This is a genomic window from Lachnobacterium bovis DSM 14045 (assembly GCF_900107245.1).
Classification (GTDB): Bacteria; Bacillota; Clostridia; order Lachnospirales; family Lachnospiraceae; genus Roseburia; species Roseburia bovis.
This window is the reverse complement of record NZ_FNPG01000007.1, coordinates 11789-33021: the sequence shown is the minus strand read 5'-3', so window position 1 is coordinate 33021 and position 21233 is coordinate 11789. Positions and strand designations below refer to the sequence as shown.

Here is a 21233-nt window from a genome sequence, read left to right as displayed (position 1 = left end):
TATGCCTCCTATAATTTTAGTTCTTTTTTATTAATTTTTTCTAAAATATTTACATTTTCAAAACAACATATACTTAAAAAAGTTCTGTAATCGATTCTATCTGTAAAAAAACAATCCATTTCACTTGTATCAATTTTAGATAACTCAGATGTAATTCCCTTACCTGTCGTCTTTACATAGCTTTCTTTTTTAGTCCAGATTTCGGTAAAATATGCTGCTTTATCATCTATTGTATCTTTCAAATCAAATATAATTTTCTCTTTATCTGATAAAATTTTATTTGCTAGATTCTCAAGCTGTTGATAGCGCTTAATCCACCTTTCTCTGATTGTTTCAACGTCTATTCCAACTTCTCTATCTGAAACCACAACTGCCACGTAGTTTTTTGTATGGCTTATATTATAATAAAGATTACAATCTTTTAAATATGGTTTTCCATTCTCTTTGTATTCTATTTTTATATCTTTTATAGAAATATTTTCTTTTTCTAGCGCATAACTAACAAGAAGTCCCGCAGATAAACTACGGCACTTCTCATCTATATTTGATAACTTCTGTATTTTTTTTATTCTATCACTATGAAGCTTATCTTGTTCTAATTTCTCTGAAAAAGAATCTTTTTCTATACACCTTGCATAATATACTTTTAACATGACACTTCCTTCACTAATTCTTCAACAGCTTTTTTACTGCTATCATCTAACGTACTCTTGATTGTAACAATTGTATCGTAATATGTGATATTTTTTTGTTTTTCAAGAATTGATTGCATTTTCTTAGCTGCTGATGGAGCCCAGGTTCCATTTTGAACCAATCCAATCTTTCTATTTTGGAAATTCTTAGCAACTAAATGATGTAAATAATCTTCCATTGGCATAAAAACTCCTCCATCATACGAAGATGCTGCAAGAATAATTCTATCATATTTAAAAGCTAATGCAACTCCTTGAGCTATATCTTCTCTTGTCACATCAAAAAGCTCTACGTTTTTGACTCCACTCTTTTCTAACATTAATTTCATTTCATATGCCACATTATAAGTTGAACCATGAATTGATGCTACAGCCACTAAAACTCCTGTTTCTTCTGGTTCATAACTACTCCATGTATTATATTTTGAAATATAATGTTCTAGGTTTTCTTTTAAAACAGGACCGTGAAGCGGACAAATTGTTTTTATGTCTAACGCAGCTGCTTTCTTTAACAAAGTCTGAACTTGAACGCCATATTTGCCAACAATATTAATAAAATATCTTCTTGCCTCATCATCCCATGTCACTTTTTCATCAGGATAACCAAAGCGTCCAAATGCATCAGCTGAAAACAAGACCTTTTCTGTACTTTCATATGCAACCATTACTTCCGGCCAATGTACCATTGGCGCCATAACAAAATGTAGAACGTGTTCGCCTAGCTCAAGAGTATCACCCTCTTTTACAACAATCGTTCTATCTGTCAAATCTATATCATGAAATTGTGAAATCATCTGAAAAGTTTTTGCATTTCCAACTAATTTCATATTAGGATATTTATATGCAATATTTCTTATATTTGCTGAATGATCAGGTTCTACGTGCAAAATAACCAAAAAATCTGGCTCTTTACCATCTAATGTTTTGTCTAAATTCATAAGCCAAGGATAAGTTGCTCTTTTATCTACTGTATCCATAATTGCAATTTTATCATCCATTATTGCATACGAATTATACGATATTCCCTCTTTGACCTTATACTGACTTTCAAATATTTCAAGTTCTTCGTCATAAACACCAAGGTGCTTGATTGTATCGGTAACTTTATAATCATTTAAACTTAACATTTCCAAACCTCCTAATATGTATTCTTTATTTGTATTTTTCGGCATTTTATTGCCTTTTTCTATAACTATTATTATATTTTATTAATATTTGCATTGCAAGAGATTTCACTTATGCTATAATGTATTTATACAGTTAGGAGGACACTTATATGGAAGAAAAACTTTATAAATCTTTAGGACGCTCTGGCGCAGCAAGTATTGCAATTGGCGTGATCGTTTTGGTATGTGGTTTAGTATGCGGAATTATAAGTATCGTTAATGGTGGAAAAATCCTAAAGAAGCGTTCTAACATTATGTTTTAATAATTTATGAAAAACAAAAAGGCTGAATTTTGAGGGGTCACCTCATTTAACAGCCTTTTTTTATTTCATTTTATAATTTTTTTAATTATTTAATTTTATTTTGGATAAACTTTTGATTCAATCTTTGATTTTCTTTTCAAACAATTATTCAACCATTTCAAAATCAAGAGCACGCATACTTACATCTGCTTTTTTTACTTTGATTTTTACTTTTTGACCTAATTTGTATGTTTTTCCTGTTGATTCTCCATAGAATTCATATTTATCTTCATCATAAATGTAAAAATCATCAACTAAATCAGCAATTCTAACTAATCCTTCAACAGTATTTGCTAGTTCAACAAATATTCCCCATTGAGTAACACCTGAAATAACGCCATCAAATTCTTGATTAATCTTATCTTTCATATACTCAACCTTTTTAAGTTTAACTGTTTCTCTCTCAGATTCAGCTGCTCTTCTTTCTAAATCGCTAGACGATTTGGCAATTTGAGGAAGAATATCTTGATAATGTTTTTTTCTGGTGTCATTTAGCTTTCCACGCAAACTTTCTTTTATTATTCTATGAATCTGCAAATCCGGATATCTTCGAATTGGCGAAGTAAAGTGACAATAATATGTAGTCGCTAATCCAAAATGTCCTGTACATTCTGTAGTATATCTAGCCTGCTGCATCGAACGTAATGTCAATCTGCTAATAAGTGCTTCCTCGTCAGATCCTTGAATATTATTCAATAATTTTTGTATTTCTTTTGGATGAATTTGATCCTTTTTCAAATGAATCGTATAGCCAAAATTATTGATAAAAGTCGCTAACTTATCTATTTTCTCAGGATCCGGTGTCTCATGCGTTCTATATAAGAATGGTGTTTCCTGCCAAAAATATGCAGTTGCTACAGTTTCATTAGCTATTAACATAAAATCTTCTATTAGCTTAGTTGCAACATTTCTATCATATGGCTTAATTTCAACTGGTTTACCTAACTCATCAAGAATAACCTTTGTTTCTGGAAAATCAAAATCAATTGAGCCTCTTTTCATTCTTCTTTTTCTTAATATTCCAGCTAATTTAGCCATTTCTTCAAACATTGGCACAAAATCTTTATATTCTTCTATTAACTCTTCATCTTTGTCTTCTAAGATTTTTTTAACCTGAGTATAGCTCATTCGTCTGTCTACTTTTATAACAGTTTCTGCTATTTTATAATCAATTACTTTACCTTTTTCATCAATAGTCATAATGCAACTTAACGCCAATCGATTTTCGCCTTGATTCAATGAGCAAATTCCGTTAGAAAGTGCTCTTGGTAGCATAGGAATTACTCTATCAACTAGATATACAGATGTTCCTCTTTTGATAGCTTCTCTATCTAATGCACTACCCTCTTGAACATAGTTTGTAACATCCGCAATATGAACCCCTAATTTGTAGTTATCTCCTTCTTTAGTCAACGAAACCGCGTCATCTAAATCCTTAGCATCTTCGCCATCGATTGTAACCATCATCCAATCTCTAATATCCATTCTTCCAGCCATATCAGCACTAGATACTTCTTTCCCAACTCTTTCCGCTTGATTTGTTACGCGAACTGGAAACTCTTCTGGCAAATCATTAGTTCTAATAATTGACAAAATGTCTGTACCAACATCGTCTTTTCCACCAAGGACTTCTACTACTTTTCCTTCAGAATGTTTGTTACCTTGCGCATATTTAGTAATTTCTACTACTATTTTATCTCCGGATTTTGCATTCTTTGATTTTCCTTTTGGAATAAAAATATCAGAATTAAATTTTACACTATCTGGTACGGCAAAACCAAAATTTTGACTCTGCTCATATGTACAAACTATCTGTTTATTGCCACGTTGAATAATTTTTTCTATTTTTCCTTCTTTTCTTTTGCCTTTTGGGGTTTGAGTTACGACAACTTCAACCCTATCGTTGTGGATTGCACCATTAATGCAATTGCTTGGGATAAAAATATCATCCATTGTGTCATCATCTAACTCAACAAAACCAAAGCCTCTTGGATTTCCGACAAATGTACCCTCTAGGCGATTTTCTACTGCTTTGGAATATTTACCTCTTTTGGAAATTACAATTTTTCCTTCATCTATTAATTCCTCTAAAATCTTATCTAATTGTGGTCTATCTTCCTTTGAAACTCCTAATATTATCATCAATTCCTTGATTTTCATTGGAACATAAACATCTTCACACATAAAATCATAAACTAATTTTTTTCTAATTTCATATAAATCTATTTTCTTTTTTTTACTCACTATTTCACCTCTAAATTCGTACTTCATCTGTAAGTTATTTAAGTGGGCTATATCTTTATCATAACATACAATCTTTCAAAATAGCTATATCTTTATACTTTTATAATAAAAACTGGATTTTTGACACTAAAAAAGAACCTCACCTACATGCTGAAGTTCTTCTTCGTTAAGACAAAGCGCTTTGTCCTAAAATATAGACTTGTCTTAAATTACAATCCCCATCTTCTACCAAATACCTAAATCTAAAACCACTGAGATGATTAACATCAAAGCGACGCCAATTTTTGTAAATAATACTAGACGGCCTTCAGCAGAACGAGCTTTATTCTTCTGCCAGAATGTATCTGCTGCACCTGCAATAGTACCAAGACCAGCTGATTTTCCCTCTTGCATAAGAACAACAATTGTCATAATAAGACTTAATGCAATTAATGCAACTGCTAGAGCAATCTCTATATTAGTCTTCATCGAGTGTCCCTCCTATTTTGCTACTTAAAACTCATTACAGTATATCATACCATTTCATATTTTTCAACTGATGTCGATATAGATTATACAAGGCGACAATTTTTTATTTTCTAGGAGAATGCAATGAAAAAAAAAATAAATAAGTTTTTTAATATAATTATTATTTTGTGTTTAGTAGCGATCTCTTCAGGATGTAATGATGATAAATCCGAACCTCACTACTACAATCCACCATCGGATTCAAATAATAGTTCGCCTTCTACCACAAATAGAGGCTATGAAACTAATAACAATACTAATACTTCACAGGTAAAACCTGATAATACACCTTTGCGTGATAGCACTCCTCAGGTTCGTATCCCTGCTGAAGGTAGTGAGAAAGCGACTTCAAATGTTTGTAGCATAGATTTTAGTAATCGAAATGAAGGATATGTACTTGCAAATTATTTTGGCAATAATCCAAAGGTAAAAATACAAATTATTGGTCCTGATTCAATAACATACAATTATGATTTACCCAAACATGTTACTTGTTATCCTCTAAGTGCTGGTAACGGCAACTATAAAATCAGTATTTATGAGAATATTGGTGGAACAAAATATTCTCTTGCTCTTTCAAAAAATATATCCGTAACTCTCAACAATGATTTGCTACCTTTTTTGTATCCTAATCAATTTGTTGACTTTAACAGTTCTTCAATATGTATTTCAGTTGGGCAACAACTTGCTAGCAATGCAAAAAATGATCTTAATGTTGTTGAAAAAGCTTATAATTATGTAATTACAAATTTTAAATATGACTATGATAAAGCACGAAATTTAAAAGCAGGTTATCTTCCTAACATAGATACAACTATGCAAACAAAAACAGGTATTTGTTTTGACTATGCATCAGTTATTGCTTCAATGCTACGTAGTCAAAGAATTCCTACTCGTCTTGAAATAGGCTATGCTGGCACAGAATATCATGCCTGGATAAGTGTATATATTAAGGATATTGGTTGGATTAACGGAATAATTCAATTTACTGGAGATACATGGACCATGATGGATCCAACTTTTGCATCAACAAGTAAAAACCCAATAAAATTTGTTCCTACTAAGGATAAATACAAAATTAGTTTTATGTACTAGGAGGGATATAATGACATTTGCTGAAAATCAACACCAAAAGAATAGATTTCACAACAAACAAAAAACTCTTTCTCAAATTGAAATTTCTACATTTTGTAAGCAAATGGGAATGATTATTCGTGCTGGCCTACCTGCACATGTTGGCATTTCTATTTTAGTGGAAGAGACAAAGGATAAACGTACAAAAGAATTCTGGCATAATTTATACACAACTATGGAAGAAGGCACTCCTCTTACAGATGCATTAAAAGAGACCAATCTTTTCCCTGAATATATGTTATCAATGCTCGAAATTAGTGAGGAAACAGGAAAACTAGAAGACACTCTCTTTTCCTTGTCTACATATTATGAACGCGAATCTAATATTCGCCAGGCAATACGAGATGCATTGTTTTATCCAATCGTAATGATATTTCTAATGCTTGGTGTGATTATGGTTTTAATTGTAAAAATTTTACCGATTTTTACAAAAATATATGATGAACTTGGCACTAACGTAACAGGACTAGCTAATGCTTTACTTAAAATAAGTGTTTTCTTAAATCATTATTTATATGCAATAATTATCCTTCTTGTGTTTTTTTTAGGATTAATTATATTCTTTTTTAAAACAGATCTTGGGAAAACTTTTTTCCTGGGTAGTAAAATAACTGCATTAATATCGCGAAGCCGCTTTGCCAATTGTATGTATTTAACTTTTTATAGCGGACTAGATATTGATCATGGAATTGAACTTGCCCAAAAAGTAATAAATGATCCATTAATGACTAATAATATCTCTGCTTGTAAGCATCATATTGAAAATGGAGAAACATTTGCTAAAGCTCTTGTTCTTTCCAATATTTTTTCAAATATGTATTCAACATGGCTTAATATTGGTTTTACAACAGGATCAATAGAAGATATTATGAATGATATATCCGTCGAATACGAAAATGAAGCTCTAGAAAAAGTAAACCGTTTTATTGGAGTTATAGAACCTTCACTTGTAATTATTATGACAATACTAATAGCATTGATTTTATTTACATTTATTACTCCGCTTCTTGGAATTATGTCAAGTTTATAGGTTGCGTGTATTCCTAATGGTATATAGTAAAAAACATCATTTCATTATGGTTATAAATTGCCACAAGGAGGCAAATATGTTTAATTATGATAAATTTAATTGGAAAAATTTAATTCTACCTCTTAGTATTTTTGTTCTATTTAGCGCACTGTTTTTAGATTTTTCCTATTTTTCGGACAATTTAAACAATCGTAGTCTTGCTCAGGAGCAAGTCTTTTTAGAAGAAGCCCTAGAAAAAAACATTACAACTTGTTATTGTATCGAAGGCTTTTACCCACCTAGTCTAGATTATATTATAAAAGAATATGGCTTTTCGTATAATGCAAATAAGTTTTATATAGATTATACATTTATTGCTGATAATCTCAGACCTCACATAATCGTTCTACAAAAATAAGGAGTGTGAGAAGATGTTTAAAATTTTTTTATTTGACAGAAGAAAAACAAGAGTTGCTTCATTTTTTTTGATTATTTTATTTTTATTTTTTTCATTAGCAAATTCATTTGTAATTATATCAGGGGCAAAAATATATTATAATAATTCAAAAAAAATAAATGAACTTTTTAATATACGCTCTTGTTCTGCTTATTTAACCCAAAAAATAGATGAATATGATTATGAAAATGGAATTAAAATTTCACAATTGTATGATTCTTCTGGCACTACAACCACTGCCCTTGCCTTATGTTCAAGAGATACATCACCTTCATACATAACTTACATTTACGTATATAACGGTTATTTACGAGAATTAGTTATTACTGAAAATTCTATTTTTTCTCTTGACGCTGGACAAAAAATTGCAATTGCGAAGGATTTCAAGATCTCTTTACCTTATGCAAAACTTCTTACCATTGAATATACCGCATCAACTAACCATCATGAGGTATTAGATTTTTTTCTACATTCAGCAAAAATAGTTTATATATAAATAGTTTCATCAAAGGAGATTATTATGAAAAAAATAACAAATCACCAATCTAGTTTATTTTTAATTGAATTAATGATTAATCTTTTATTGTTTTTAACTATTTTGGGATTATGTATGCAATTTTTCATTAAATCTACAAAACTTACTGAATCCTCTAAAGAGCTTCATGATTCAACAATTATTTGCAGTAGAATTGCAAATATTTTTGAACATGGGAATAATGATTTTGAGTCTTTATTGGTAGCTTTTCCATACTCAACGGATTTACATGATCACTTAATTATTTATTTTGATAATAATTTCCAAAATGCACCTGAAAAGAAAAGCAAATATTACTGTTTAGTAAAAATAACAAATAATCGTAAACACTATTCTAAAATACTTATATCTTGCTATAACAGGAAAAATAAAACAAGAATTTATTCACTTAAATCAAATCGATATTTACAAAAACACGTAATTGATTACAACTAAAGCTCTAGCTTAGGGAGAAAAATATGAATAATTTTACAATACGCAAACCAAAAAGCACAAGAAAATTTTCAAACTACGGAATAAGTTCAATTGTAACCATTCTTACAATTATGTGTGTGCTATCGTTTACAATTCTAACTTATATTACATCAAAATATGACTATCAATTATCGTATAAGATTACGAAAAAAAATTCCGACTATTACAAGGCTCGTTGTTTAGCAAATGAAGAATTAGAAAAAATAGATGATGTTTTATTCAAATGCTATTCTAACTGTAACTCAGAGTCGGAATATTATACAAATGCTTTTAATGAATTGCAAAAGTTTTCTGGACAGTTTTATACAAATTTAAAAAATAAACTAACTATTCAAAGTTCAGCTGGAACAAGTTTTTATTTTGAATTTTCAACAAAAATTTCTAAATCCCGAAAACTTGAAACAATTATTTATATAAAATACCCATTTAACTCAAATGATGTTTTCTTTCAAATTAAAGGATGGAACGAGAAAGTAGAAATCAATGAACCAATTGACGATACTCTTAATGTGTATACTGGTGATTAATAAGGGAAAGGGGCAACACAATTATGAATGTTATCGATGTTTTAAAAAATGCGACCAAACAAGGAGCTTCTGATATTTTTATAATAACAGGACGTCCTTTAACATACCGCATAAATGAAAACATGATTCTTTTAGATGATAAAAAATTAATACCTGATCAAACGAAGGAATTAGTATCACAAATCTATGAATTAACTACAGATAATGATATTACTCATTTACTTGAACATGGTGACGATGATTTTTCGTTTGCCATTCCAGGAGTTTCTCGTTTTAGAGTTTGTACTTTTAAACAACGTGGCTCTCTCTCCGCAGTAATCAGGGTAATAACTTTTGATTTGCCTAATCCTTCAGATATTGGTATTCCTGAAACAGTGATGAATCTCGCCAACCTAAAAAATGGCCTAGTTCTTGTTACAGGTCTTGCCGGTAGCGGAAAATCCACAACCCTAGCATGTATAATTGATAAAATAAATAAAGAACAGGAAAAACATATAATTACACTAGAAGATCCTATAGAGTATCTTCATCGCCATGAAAAAAGTATTGTCACTCAAAGGGAAATAAACACTGATTCTCAAAGCTATTTAACCGCACTTAGAGCATCTCTTCGACAAAGTCCTGATGTCATTTTACTTGGTGAAATGCGAGATTATGAAACCATGAATGTTGCCGTAACTGCTGCCGAAACTGGTCATTTAATTTTTTCAACATTACATACAATTGGTGCATCTCACACAATTGATAGAATTACAGATGCCTTTCCTGCAACACAACAACATCAAATTGCAATACAACTTTCAAGTGTTTTAAAAGCTGTTGTTTCCCAGAAACTAATACCTTCAATAGATGGTAAAATCATACCAGCTTTTGAGATTATGTTTGTAAACCCTGCAATTCGCACACTTATTCGAGAAGAAAAAAATCACCAGCTTGAAGGAATAATTTACACAGCTTCATCTCAAAATATGGTAACTATGGACTCAAGCATCTATAAATTGTATGTTGATGGAATAATTTCAAAACATACCGCTGTTGCATACGCAAATCATCCTGACAGAATGATTAAAAAAATAAACGGAACTACAATTTAAATGTTTTATAAAACATGTAACAATGTTGGAAGTTATTTAAATCATAATATAAATAGAATACATTACAATTGAAATATATTATAAGATAAATTACAAAGTTGCATTTTATTTGCATCAAAAAATAAATAAAAAAATAAGGATGCCTTCTATGTACCGACCTCCAATCGTTAAATTTTTTGGTCTAACTTTTTGGGATCGGTACATCTTCGTAGAAAAGCATCCTTTTTTTATTTGCAAAGCATTGAAGTGCAAAAATAATATTATTCTATATATAATATTTTAAATATTTAAATTAAACGTTTATCTCTGCTTTAACTCCAACTTCATCTTTATGTGCATCAATGATTGGTTTGATTACATCTCTTAAATAAACTTCAACCTGACGTGGTGCACGACCAACATATAATTCTGGTCTTAATTTTTTCATGATTTCTGATTTTGTTAATCCAAATGAAGAATCTGCAGCGATTAGGTCAATTAGATCGTTATCTTTTCCTTCTTCTTTAACATGTCTACCAGCTTCCATAGATAATTGTCTTATTTTTTCATGTAATTCTTGTCTATTTCCACCCTGTTTTACAGCATCCATCATAATATTTTCTGTAGCCATAAATGGAATTTCTGCCATAAAGTGTTTTTCAATAACTTTTGGATATACAACAAGACCATCTACTACATTTAAGCATAAGTCTAAAATTCCATCAATTGCTAAGAAGCCTTCTGGAATAGATAATCTCTTGTTAGCTGAATCATCTAATGTTCTTTCAAACCACTGTGTAGCTGAAGTAATTGCTGGATTTAACGCATCAACCATAACGTATCTTGACAATGACGCAATTCTCTCACTTCTCATTGGATTTCTCTTATATGCCATTGCAGATGAACCGATTTGATTCTTTTCGAATGGTTCTTCAACTTCTTTTAAGTGCTGTAATAATCTAATATCATTTGACATTTTATGAGCACTTGCAGCAATACCTGCTAAAACGTTTGCTACACGAGTATCAACTTTTCTTGAATAAGTCTGTCCTGATACTGGATAACATTCTTTGAATCCCATTTTTTTTGCAATCATAGGATCAATCTTATCAATTGTTTCGTTGTCTCCATTAAATAACTCTAAGAAACTAGCCTGTGTTCCAGTTGTTCCTTTAGATCCAAGTAGTTTTAATGAATCTAAAACATACTCTAAATCTTCTAAATCCATTACAAATTCATTCATCCATAAAGTAGCTCTTTTTCCAACTGTTGTTGGCTGTGCAGGCTGAAAATGTGTAAACGCAAGTGTTGGTAAATCTTTATTTTTCTTAGCGAAATCAGCTAATTCTTTAATAACACTAATAAGTTTCTTATGAACTAATTTTAAAGCTTCAGACATAATAATAATATCTGTATTATCACCAACAAAACAGCTTGTTGCTCCTAGATGAATAATACCTGCTGCTTTTGGACACTGCTGTCCATAAGCATATACGTGGCTCATAACGTCATGACGAACTAATTTTTCTCTTTCAACTGCAACGTCATAATTAATATCATCAACGTGCGCTTTTAATTCATCAATTTGTTCCTGTGTAATTACAGGCTTACCATTCTCACTTAAACCTAATTCCATTTCAGTTTCAGCTAAAGCAATCCATAATTTTCTCCAAGTTGTAAATTTCATATCCTGTGAAAAAATATACTGCATTTCTTTGCTGGCATATCTCTCTGATAATGGGCTTGAATATCTATCTGTACTCATATTTTTCTCCTTAATAAAAAACTTACTATTTAACAATCATATATTAATTTGCTAATTTTATATTGTTTGCTAATTTCATATTCATTATTTATTAGCATTCTTTTTTTCTATATCATCTTCTTTGTCAAAATACTCTCCTCGAATATCATCTTTTGGAGGTTCTAAAGGATATTTACCTGTAAAACATCCCTGACAAATGTTTAATCCTAATGCAAGCTGTGGCAATCTATCCAACTCTAAATATCCTAGTGAATCAGCTCCGATAATCTTTCTAATATCTTCAATTGAACGATTATATGCTATAAGCTGTTCCCTAGCTGGAATATCTGTTCCAAAATAGCATGGCCATAAAAATGGAGGCGAACTAATTCTAACATGAACTTCTGTTGCGCCAGCCATTCTGAGCATTTTAACAATTCTATCTGATGTTGTACCTCTAACAATAGAATCATCAATCATGATTACTCTTTTCCCGGATACTGCTTCTCGTAAAACATTCAATTTAACTTGAACTGATGACTCTCTACTACTTTGCTTAGGTTTGATAAAAGTTCTCCCAACGTATGTATTTTTTACAAAAGCAGGTTCATAAGGTATTCCTGACTCCATAGAATAACCTAATGCAGCAGCATTTCCTGATTCAGGTACACCCGTTACAATGTCTGCCTTAACTGGTGAATCTTTTGCCAAAAACTTACCTGCTTTTAATCTACTCTCATATACGCTTATACCATCTATTTTACTATCGCATCTCGCAAAATAAATGTACTCAAAAATACAACGTGCTTCACAACTTGTTGGTAAACACATAGTTTTATCTGATTGGATACCTTCAGCTGTAATTGTAACTACCTCACCTGGTAAAACATCTCTAACAAATGTTGCTCCAATCGTATCTAAAGCACATGTTTCAGATGTAATAATATATGCGTTATCACGCTTTCCAATACATAATGGTTTAAAACCAAATGGGTCTCTTGCACCTATTAATTTTCTAGGACTTGCAACTACCAAAGAGTAGGCACCTTTTAACTTTTTACATGCTTCTCTAACTGCTTCTTGAACAGTTTTTGTTTTTAATCTCTCTCGAGCAATATGATAAGCAATAACTTCCGAATCTATTGTTGTTTGGAAAATTGCACCTGTTTGTGCTAAACCTTCTCTTAACTCATTCGCATTAATCAAGTTACCATTATGCGCTAAAGCTAATGTTCCTTTAACATAATTTAAAACTAAAGGTTGCGCATTCTCTATAGTTGATGAACCAGCTGTTGAATATCTAACATGTCCTACTCCTAAATCACCTTTTAATGATTCAAGTATTTCACTGTTAAAAACCTCATTAACTAATCCCATTCCTTTATGAGAAGTCACTTTAGCTCTGCCTTTTTTAGTATCACTTACCGCAATGCCGGCACTTTCTTGTCCTCTGTGCTGTAATGCAAATAAACCATAATATATAGATGACGCAACATCATTTCCTTCAAAATCATACATACCAAATACACCACATTCTTCGTGTAAATCATCCCAAGGTGTATCTGTTTCATTAAAATTCATAATATTATTATTCATTGATTTCTCCATCAATCCTTAAATTAATTAAACTATCTAGAAAATTTTTCACCTGTTAATAATTCAAATGCTTCTTTATATTTTTCAATTGTCTTATTAACAACTTCTTCTGGTAATAAATTATCATTATCTTTGTTCTGTTTTAACCAATCTCTTACAAACTGTTTATCAAATGATGGCTGTGACTGTCCTGGTTTATAGCCTTCTAATGGCCAGAATCTTGAGCTATCTGGAGTTAGCATCTCATCTCCTAATACTACTTCACCATTTTCATTTAAACCAAATTCAAATTTTGTATCTGCGATAATGATTCCTTTACTTAGTGCATATTCTGCACATTTTTTGTAAAGAGCAATAGTTTTTTCTTTAAGTTGTGTTGCGTAATATTCGCCTTTTCCTGGATAAATTTTTTCTAATACTTCAATGCTCTTTTCAAATGAAATATTTTCATCATGATCACCTAATTCAGCTTTTGTACTAGGTGTATAGATTGGCTCAGCTAATTTATCAGATTCGATTAAACCTTCTGGTAATTTTATACCACAAACTGTTTGATTTTCCTGATAACTTGCCCAACCTGAACCTGTAATATATCCTCTTACGATACATTCAATTGGTAACATTTCAAGTTTTTTACACATCATACTATTACCATCAAATCTTTCCTGTTGGAAATATTCTGGCATATCTTTAACATCAACTGAAAGCATGTGATTCTGAACTACATCCTTTGTATAATCAAACCAAAATTTAGACATCTGTGTTAAGATAGCCCCTTTGTCTGTGATTTTATTTTTTAAAATATTATCAAATGCGGAAATTCTGTCAGTAGCTACAATAATTAAACTATCTCCATTATCATATACCTCTCTAACTTTTCCTTCTTTAAATGGTTTAAATTCCTGAATGCTCATTTTCGTCCTCCATCTCATGCTAAAAGTTTGTGTAATATATATCATATTATTAAAACCAATAACATTATTCTTACATTTTTTTGATTTATATTTTTTTATTTTCTTTTTATGTGCAATCATCAGCACGCCTAAATTATAATACACTCACTTTTATAAAGTCAATGAAAGTACAGCATTTTTAAAGCATTATCCAATGTAGAAAAAACTTACTATTATATAAGAAATTTTGTCAATTTTACCTCTTTTATAAGACTATCTTATAAATTTTTTTTCCTTTCCTTATCTGTGATTTTTATTTTTAGCAATATTCACAAAAATAGAGCACTATACACTAGCAAAATGCTACGATAGTGCTCATTAAATTACCTAATGTTTCAAAAAAGACTAGGCATTTTATATATTATCTAACTTAAAATTCATTATTTTTACTAATCAAATTAATTAGATACTATTATTTACGAACTAATAAAGAAACACCTGTCATTTCTTTTGGCTGTTCCATTTCCATGATATCAAGTAATGTTGGAGCGATATCGCAAAGACGTCCGTTTTCTTTAAGATCCCAATTATCTTCTCCGCCAACAAGAATAAATGGAACTGGATTTGTTGTATGAGCTGTATGTGGTTTGCCTGTTTCATAATCAACCATCTTTTCAGCATTACCGTGATCAGCACAAATAAACATTACACCGCCAACTTCTTTAACAGCTTCTACAGTTTTTCCTACTAATTCATCAATTTTTTCTACAGCTTTAACTGCAGCAGGAATTACACCTGTATGTCCAACCATATCTGGGTTAGCAAAGTTGATAATGATTACATCATATTCATCAGATTTAACAGCTTCTACTAAATCTACTCCTACTTCTGGTGCACTCATTTCTGGTTTTAAATCATATGTTGCAACATCTTTAGGTGAATTAACTAAGATACGTTTTTCTTCAATATTTGGTTCTTCTACACCACCATTGAAGAAGAATGTAACGTGTGCATATTTCTCAGTTTCAGCTAATCTTAACTGTTTTTTACCATTCTTTGCAAGGTATTCACCAAATGTATTAGCAATTTCTTCTTTAGGGAAAGCAACAAACTTATTACCGATTGACTCATCATAATCTTTGAAGCAAACGAAGTGTACTCCTAAGAATCCACCTTTTCTTTCAAATCCTGTAAATTTGTCATCGCAGAAAGCTCTTGTCATTTCTCTAGCTCTATCAGGTCTAAAGTTGAAGAAAATTACTGAATCTTCTGGTTTAACAACTGATAATGGTTTACCATTTTCAACGATAACCGTTGGTACAACAAATTCATCTGTTACATCTTTAGCATAAGAATCAGCCATAGCCTGAACAGCATCCTCAGCGACTACACCTTCACCTGCAACTAATGAATCATAAGCAAGTTGTACACGATCCCAGTTATTATCACGATCCATTGCATAATAACGTCCTGCTAATGAAGCGATTTTACCTACACCGATTTCATCCATTTTTTTCTGTAATGTTTCTACATAACTCTTTCCAGATGCTGGTGGTGTGTCTCTACCATCTAAAAATGCATGAACATATACTTTAGATAATCCAAATTCTTTAGCCATCTGTAGTAAGCCATATAAATGATCGATGTGGCTATGAACACCACCATCAGAAAGTAATCCCCAAAGGTGTAAATCTGAATCATTTTTCTTACAATTTTCCATTGCCTCTGCAATAACCTTATTATCAAAGAATGATCTGTCTTCAATTGCTTTTGAAATTCTTGTAAGATCCTGGTAAATTACTCGTCCAGCACCGATATTCATATGTCCAACTTCTGAGTTACCCATCTGACCATCTGGAAGTCCTACAGCTAAACCTGAAGCATATCCTTTTTGGAATGGACACTCTTTCATTAATTTATCCATTACAGGAGTATTAGCCATTGCAATAGCATTTCCTTCTGTCTTATCACTTAAACCATATCCATCAAGTACCATTAAAACTACTGGTTTTTTACTCATATATATTTTCCTCTCTTTACATCTATACTATGTTTGTGAAAAAAAACAATATCACACTATTAATATAATACATTATTTTAAAATGTTTTCAAGTGAATATTTTAACAAACATAATTAATTTAATATGAATTTTTTATAAAATCCTCACATACAGAAAACTATTTATGTAAATATATAGTTTTATTTTTAAATAAATAACTACATAATTCTTTCATTCTCATAAAAAAGCGGATTTCATCGTCAATAAAAACAAAATGAAACCCGCTCGCATGGTCATTTATGCGTAAAGCACAATTGTTGCCATTTTAATTTATTTAATTATTTGTAGTTAACTACTTTACCAAAATCTGGTTTTAAAGAAGCTCCACCTACAAGACCACCGTCAATGTCAGGTTTTGCAAAGATTTCAGCTGCATTTCCTGCATTAACAGATCCGCCGTACTGAATACGTACTGCTTCAGCTGTAGCTTCATCGTACATTTCTTTAATGCACTCACGAATAGCTCCACAAACTTCCTGTGCTTGATCAGAAGTAGCTGTTTTACCTGTTCCGATAGCCCAAATTGGTTCGTAAGCGATTACGATATTTTTAACTTGATCAGCTGTTACACCTTCTAAATCAGATTTAATCTGTAAACGGATCCAATCTAATGTAACACCAGATTCTCTCTGCTCTAATGATTCACCACAGCAAAGAATTGGAGTTAATCCAGCTTCTAAAGCTTTTTTAACTTTTTTGTTTAATAATACATCATCTTCTTTGAAGTAATCTCTTCTTTCAGAGTGACCAATGATAACATACTTAACACCAGCATCAACTAACATCTGAGCTGAGATTTCTCCTGTATAAGCACCACTTTCTTCGAAGTACATGTTTTCAGCACCAACTTCTACGTTAGTTCCTTTAACAGCTTCTACTACTGGTACAATGTCAATTGCAGGTACGCAGTATACTACATCAACATCATCAGATGCTACTAATGGTTTTAATTCTTCTACTAATTTAACAGCCTGGCTTGGAGTCATGTTCATTTTCCAGTTTCCGGCTACGATTTTTCTTCTTGACATAATTAATATCTCCTTCTAAAGGTCTTTGTATTCTTAGCTAAAGAATACTATATATAAAATTTTTTATAAAAATAATCTAAAAAAATTATTTTTCGTCAGCTGCAACAACACCTGGAAGTGCTTTACCTTCTAAGAACTCTAATGAAGCTCCACCACCTGTAGAGATGTGGCTCATCTTTGGTCCGAATCCCATCTGGTTAACAGCTGCTGCTGAATCACCACCACCGATGATTGTTGTAGCATCAGCATCTGCTAATACTTCAGCAACTTTTAAAGTACCTTTTGAAAGTGTTGGGTTTTCAAATACACCCATTGGTCCATTCCATACAACAGTCTTAGCTGCTTTAACTTCGTTAGCATATAATTCAGCTGTTTTTGGTCCGATATCACCAGCTAATTGATCGCTTGGCATATCTTCATTAGCATGTACTTCACTTGCAACTTCAGCATCAATTGGGTTAGGGAATGATTTTACTGTTACAGAATCAACTGGAAGTAAGATTTTCTTTCCAAGTTTTTCAGCTTTAGCAAGCATTTCTTTACAGTAATCAAGTTTAGAATCATCGCAAAGAGATGTTCCGATTTCGAATCCCTGTGCTTTAAGGAATGTGTAAGCCATACCACCACCGATGATAAGAGTATCACATTTCTCAAGAAGGTTGTTGATTACGTTTAATTTATCAGCAACTTTAGCTCCACCAAGGATAGCTACAAATGGACGTACTGGATTTTCAACAGCTTTTCCAAGGAAATCGATTTCTTTCTGCATTAAGTATCCAACTACAGCTGGTTTACCTTCTGCTTTTAAGCATTCAGCTACACCTACATTTGAGCAGTGAGCTCTATGAGCTGTACCGAAAGCATCGTTTACAAATACATCAGCAAGAGAAGCTAAGTCTTTTGATAATGCTTCACCGTTTTTTGTTTCTTCTGCTCTATAACGAGTATTCTGAAGAAGTACAACTTCTCCATCTTTCATAGCTTCTACAGCAGCTCTAGCATTAGCGCCTACTACTTCATCATCAGCAGCGAATTTTACTTCCTGTCCTAATAATTCAGATAAACGTACAGCTACAGGAGCTAAAGATAATTCTGGTTTTGGTTCTCCCTTTGGTTTACCAAGGTGAGAGCAAAGAATTACTTTTCCACCATCAGCAATTAATTTTTTGATTGTTGGTAATGCTGCAACAAGTCTATTTTCGTCTGTAATTTTACCATCTTTAAGTGGTACGTTAAAATCACATCTGCAAAGGACTCTTTGTCCACTTACATTAATATCATCAACAGATTTTTTATTTAATCCCATGTCTATTCCTCCATCGAATATTAACAATATTTTTTACTATTAAAAAAGGTCCAGCCCAATAGAGCTGGACCCCCATTAAGGTCTATTTTTTTACTAATAATTCTTATATATTAAATTATTTGTTTAAGAATTTAGCAAAGTATTTGATTGTTCTGCACATGTTAGATGTGAATGAGTTTTCATTATCATACCATGAAACAACCTGTACTTCTGTATTTCCATCTTCTGTTGGTACACACATTGTCTGTGTAGCATCGAATAATGAACCGAATGTCATACCTACGATATCTTTAGATACGATTTGATCTTCATTGTATCCGAATGATTCGTTTGTAGAAGCTTTCATTTTAGCGTTGATTTCGTCAACTGTTACGTTTCCTTTAACAACTGCTGTTAAGATTGTTGTAGAACCTGTTGGAACTGGTACACGCTGAGCAGATCCGATTAATTTTCCGTTTAATTCTGGAACTACAAGACCGATTGCTTTAGCAGCACCTGTTGAGTTAGGTACGATGTTTTCAGCACCTGCACGGCTACGACGGAAGTTACCTTTTCTCTGTGGTCCGTCAAGGATCATCTGATCACCTGTGTAAGCATGGATAGTTACCATGATACCAGACTGAATTGGTGCTAAATCGTTTAATGCTTTAGCCATTGGAGCTAAGCAGTTTGTTGTACATGAAGCAGCTGAGATGATATTGTCATCTGCTGTTAATGTCTCGTGGTTTGTGTTGTAAACGATTGTTGGAAGATCGTTACCAGCTGGAGCTGAAATAACTACTTTCTTAGCACCTGCATCGATGTGAGCCTGTGCTTTAGCTTTTGATGTGTAGAAACCTGTACACTCAAGAACTACGTCGATATCAAGATCTCCCCAAGGAAGGTTGTGAGCATCTGCTTCTTTGTAAATTTCGATTTCCTGTCCATCAACTGTGATTGAATGATCAGAATTTGTTACTGTTTCAGCTTTTGCATAACGTCCCTGTGAAGAATCATATTTTAATAAATATGCAAGCATTTCTGGGCTTGTTAAATCGTTGATTGCAACGATTTCGAATCCCTCTGCCTGGAACATTTGTCTGAATGCAAGACGACCAATACGGCCAAATCCATTAATTGCTACTCTTACTGCCATGATTTAATTCCTCCTAGAATTATAAATAAAATTATTGGGAAAAAGTGTTCCCACGCTTTTTATATTTTACATAATAATTTAAAAAATTTCAAGTGCTTTCTTTTGTCTTTGTTAATTTTTTCACTAGAAGTTTTTATCAGGATACATTTTAAGGCAATTTTCACAAAAATATTTTTTATTTTTATTAATTATCCTTTATGATAAAAGCAAAATATTACTTTTTTATAAATTATTTTTTACTTTTTCAGTTATTTTTTAGTAAATAATTCTTTCTTTTTCTTTATATATAATTTAAAATAGCTATAAGTAGTTCACTTATTTTGTTTGAATTTTCTATACTATTAATTGAATTATTTCAAAAACAAAAGTTTTAACTTAAAAATTCTAAAATTTATTTTCAGGAGGACAAAAAATGTTATGGGATGCTCATTTACACTCTTCTTTTTCGGGTGATAGTGATACTCCAATGGAGCAAATTATTAAAAAGGCAATATCTTTAAATCTTAATGGTATATATTTTACCGAACATCTTGATTATGACTATCCAGATGAACCCTCTCTATTTTTATTAGATGCAGATTCTTATCTAAAAAAATTTAGTACATTCAAGGATAAATATAAAGATCAAATAGAATTGGGATTTGGTATTGAAGTAGGTTTACAGCCTGAAATAGCTAATAAAAACAATGCATTAATCAATTCATACCCTTTTGACTTTGTAATAGGATCTAGCCATGTTGTACACGGTTTTGATCCATATTATCCAGATTTTTTTAAAGATAAGTCTGAAGATGAAGCATATTACGAGTATTTTGAATCGATACTCGAAAATTTAAATTCATTCAACAATTTTGATGTTTATGGACATATTGACTACGTTGTTCGATATGGTCCAAACACTAATAAGTTTTATTCATATTTGAAGTTTTCAGATATAATTGATGAAATACTCAAAAAAATAATCAATATGGGAAAAGGCATAGAACTCAATACAGGCGGATTTAAATATGGTTTAGGACATCCAAATCCTTGCGAAGACATTATAAAGCGTTATAAAGAACTTGGTGGAGAAATAATTACTCTTGGTTCTGACGCTCATAAATGTGAACATGTTGCATATGATTTTGATAAAGCAATTCAAATTTTAAAAGATTCAGGATTTGATTTTTTTACGATATTTAAAGAAAGAAAACCTATTTTTAAAAAGATATGATTATCATATTGATTAATTGTTATCAATTATTCAACTATTTTACAGCAAATCAACACTTGTACAGTGATTGAACAATAAAATAGGGGCTATACACCTATATCGATGTATAGCCCTTTTCTATATTACAACTCATTATCG

At 31.5% G+C, this 21233-nt stretch carries 20 protein-coding genes; 9 read left to right on the top strand and 11 right to left on the bottom strand.

Annotated elements, in window-relative coordinates; all coding sequences use genetic code 11:
* Positions 1-8: 8 nt before the first annotated feature.
* On the bottom strand, positions 9-653 hold the full coding sequence (locus BLV79_RS03045; RefSeq protein ID WP_074716087.1) for a 4'-phosphopantetheinyl transferase family protein: 645 nt from the start codon (positions 651-653) through the stop codon (positions 9-11).
* The gene (locus BLV79_RS03040) at positions 647-1819 is read right to left on the bottom strand and encodes an FprA family A-type flavoprotein (RefSeq protein WP_074716233.1); all 1173 of its coding nucleotides are present in this window, start codon (positions 1817-1819) and stop codon (positions 647-649) included. The genes BLV79_RS03045 and BLV79_RS03040 overlap by 7 nt, the downstream gene beginning before the upstream one ends.
* A 149-nt stretch (positions 1820-1968) precedes the next feature.
* Here BLV79_RS03040 and BLV79_RS12850 point away from each other — a divergent pair, with 149 nt between their 5' ends.
* On the top strand, positions 1969-2121 hold the full coding sequence (locus BLV79_RS12850) for a hypothetical protein (RefSeq protein WP_173335398.1): 153 nt from the start codon (positions 1969-1971) through the stop codon (positions 2119-2121).
* 144 nt (positions 2122-2265) lie between these two features.
* Here the strand turns inward: BLV79_RS12850 and rnr are convergent, their stop codons facing one another.
* Entirely contained in the window at positions 2266-4431 is a 2166-nt protein-coding gene (rnr, locus tag BLV79_RS03035; RefSeq protein ID WP_074716085.1) for a ribonuclease R, read from the bottom strand.
* 198 nt (positions 4432-4629) lie between these two features.
* Complete coding sequence (gene secG, locus BLV79_RS03030) at positions 4630-4872, bottom strand: preprotein translocase subunit SecG (RefSeq protein WP_074716083.1); 243 nt, start codon at positions 4870-4872, stop codon at positions 4630-4632.
* A gap of 123 nt (positions 4873-4995) precedes the next feature.
* On the opposite strand from secG, the gene BLV79_RS03025 reads away from it, so the two are divergent.
* The 7 genes from BLV79_RS03025 (at position 4996) to BLV79_RS02995 (ending at position 10141) form a co-directional block, all read left to right on the top strand.
* Positions 4996-6006 (top strand): transglutaminase-like domain-containing protein, encoded by a 1011-nt coding sequence (locus BLV79_RS03025; protein WP_074716081.1) that lies wholly within the window; start codon positions 4996-4998, stop codon positions 6004-6006.
* Positions 6007-6016: 10 nt separating this feature from the next.
* The gene (locus BLV79_RS03020) at positions 6017-7075 is read left to right on the top strand and encodes a type II secretion system F family protein (RefSeq protein ID WP_074716079.1); all 1059 of its coding nucleotides are present in this window, start codon (positions 6017-6019) and stop codon (positions 7073-7075) included.
* Positions 7076-7151: 76 nt separating this feature from the next.
* Positions 7152-7472: a hypothetical protein gene (locus BLV79_RS03015; RefSeq protein ID WP_074716077.1), complete on the top strand. Its 321-nt coding sequence runs from the start codon at positions 7152-7154 to the stop codon at positions 7470-7472.
* A 13-nt stretch (positions 7473-7485) separates the two neighbouring features.
* Positions 7486-8007: a DUF4860 domain-containing protein gene (locus BLV79_RS03010; protein ID WP_074716075.1), complete on the top strand. Its 522-nt coding sequence runs from the start codon at positions 7486-7488 to the stop codon at positions 8005-8007.
* Positions 8008-8031: 24 nt separating this feature from the next.
* A complete protein-coding gene (locus BLV79_RS03005) occupies positions 8032-8481 on the top strand; it encodes a hypothetical protein (protein ID WP_074716073.1) in 450 nt (149 codons plus the stop codon).
* Between the two features lie 23 nt (positions 8482-8504).
* A complete protein-coding gene (locus tag BLV79_RS03000; protein WP_074716071.1) occupies positions 8505-9047 on the top strand; it encodes a hypothetical protein in 543 nt (180 codons plus the stop codon).
* Positions 9048-9070: 23 nt separating this feature from the next.
* Positions 9071-10141, top strand: coding sequence for a type IV pilus twitching motility protein PilT (locus tag BLV79_RS02995; RefSeq protein WP_074716070.1), 1071 nt, complete (start codon positions 9071-9073; stop codon positions 10139-10141).
* A gap of 292 nt (positions 10142-10433) precedes the next feature.
* On the opposite strand, the gene purB is transcribed toward BLV79_RS02995, so the two are convergent.
* From purB to gap, 7 genes are all read right to left on the bottom strand, one after another.
* The gene (purB, locus tag BLV79_RS02990; RefSeq protein WP_074716068.1) at positions 10434-11885 is read right to left on the bottom strand and encodes an adenylosuccinate lyase; all 1452 of its coding nucleotides are present in this window, start codon (positions 11883-11885) and stop codon (positions 10434-10436) included.
* Positions 11886-11969: 84 nt separating this feature from the next.
* Positions 11970-13460, bottom strand: a complete 1491-nt coding sequence (gene purF / locus BLV79_RS02985; RefSeq protein WP_074716066.1) for an amidophosphoribosyltransferase — start codon at positions 13458-13460, stop codon at positions 11970-11972.
* A 32-nt stretch (positions 13461-13492) separates the two neighbouring features.
* Complete coding sequence (locus BLV79_RS02980) at positions 13493-14374, bottom strand: phosphoribosylaminoimidazolesuccinocarboxamide synthase (RefSeq protein WP_173335392.1); 882 nt, start codon at positions 14372-14374, stop codon at positions 13493-13495.
* Positions 14375-14825: 451 nt separating this feature from the next.
* Entirely contained in the window at positions 14826-16373 is a 1548-nt protein-coding gene (gpmI, locus tag BLV79_RS02975) for a 2,3-bisphosphoglycerate-independent phosphoglycerate mutase (protein WP_074716064.1), read from the bottom strand.
* 318 nt (positions 16374-16691) lie between these two features.
* Entirely contained in the window at positions 16692-17441 is a 750-nt protein-coding gene (gene tpiA, locus BLV79_RS02970; protein ID WP_074716062.1) for a triose-phosphate isomerase, read from the bottom strand.
* 85 nt (positions 17442-17526) lie between these two features.
* Entirely contained in the window at positions 17527-18747 is a 1221-nt protein-coding gene (locus BLV79_RS02965; protein WP_074716060.1) for a phosphoglycerate kinase, read from the bottom strand.
* Positions 18748-18862: 115 nt separating this feature from the next.
* Complete coding sequence (gene gap / locus BLV79_RS02960) at positions 18863-19882, bottom strand: type I glyceraldehyde-3-phosphate dehydrogenase (RefSeq protein ID WP_074716058.1); 1020 nt, start codon at positions 19880-19882, stop codon at positions 18863-18865.
* 412 nt (positions 19883-20294) lie between these two features.
* Between gap and BLV79_RS02955 the strand changes: the two genes are divergently transcribed.
* A complete protein-coding gene (locus BLV79_RS02955; RefSeq protein ID WP_074716056.1) occupies positions 20295-21095 on the top strand; it encodes a histidinol-phosphatase HisJ family protein in 801 nt (266 codons plus the stop codon).
* Positions 21096-21233: the final 138 nt, after the last annotated feature.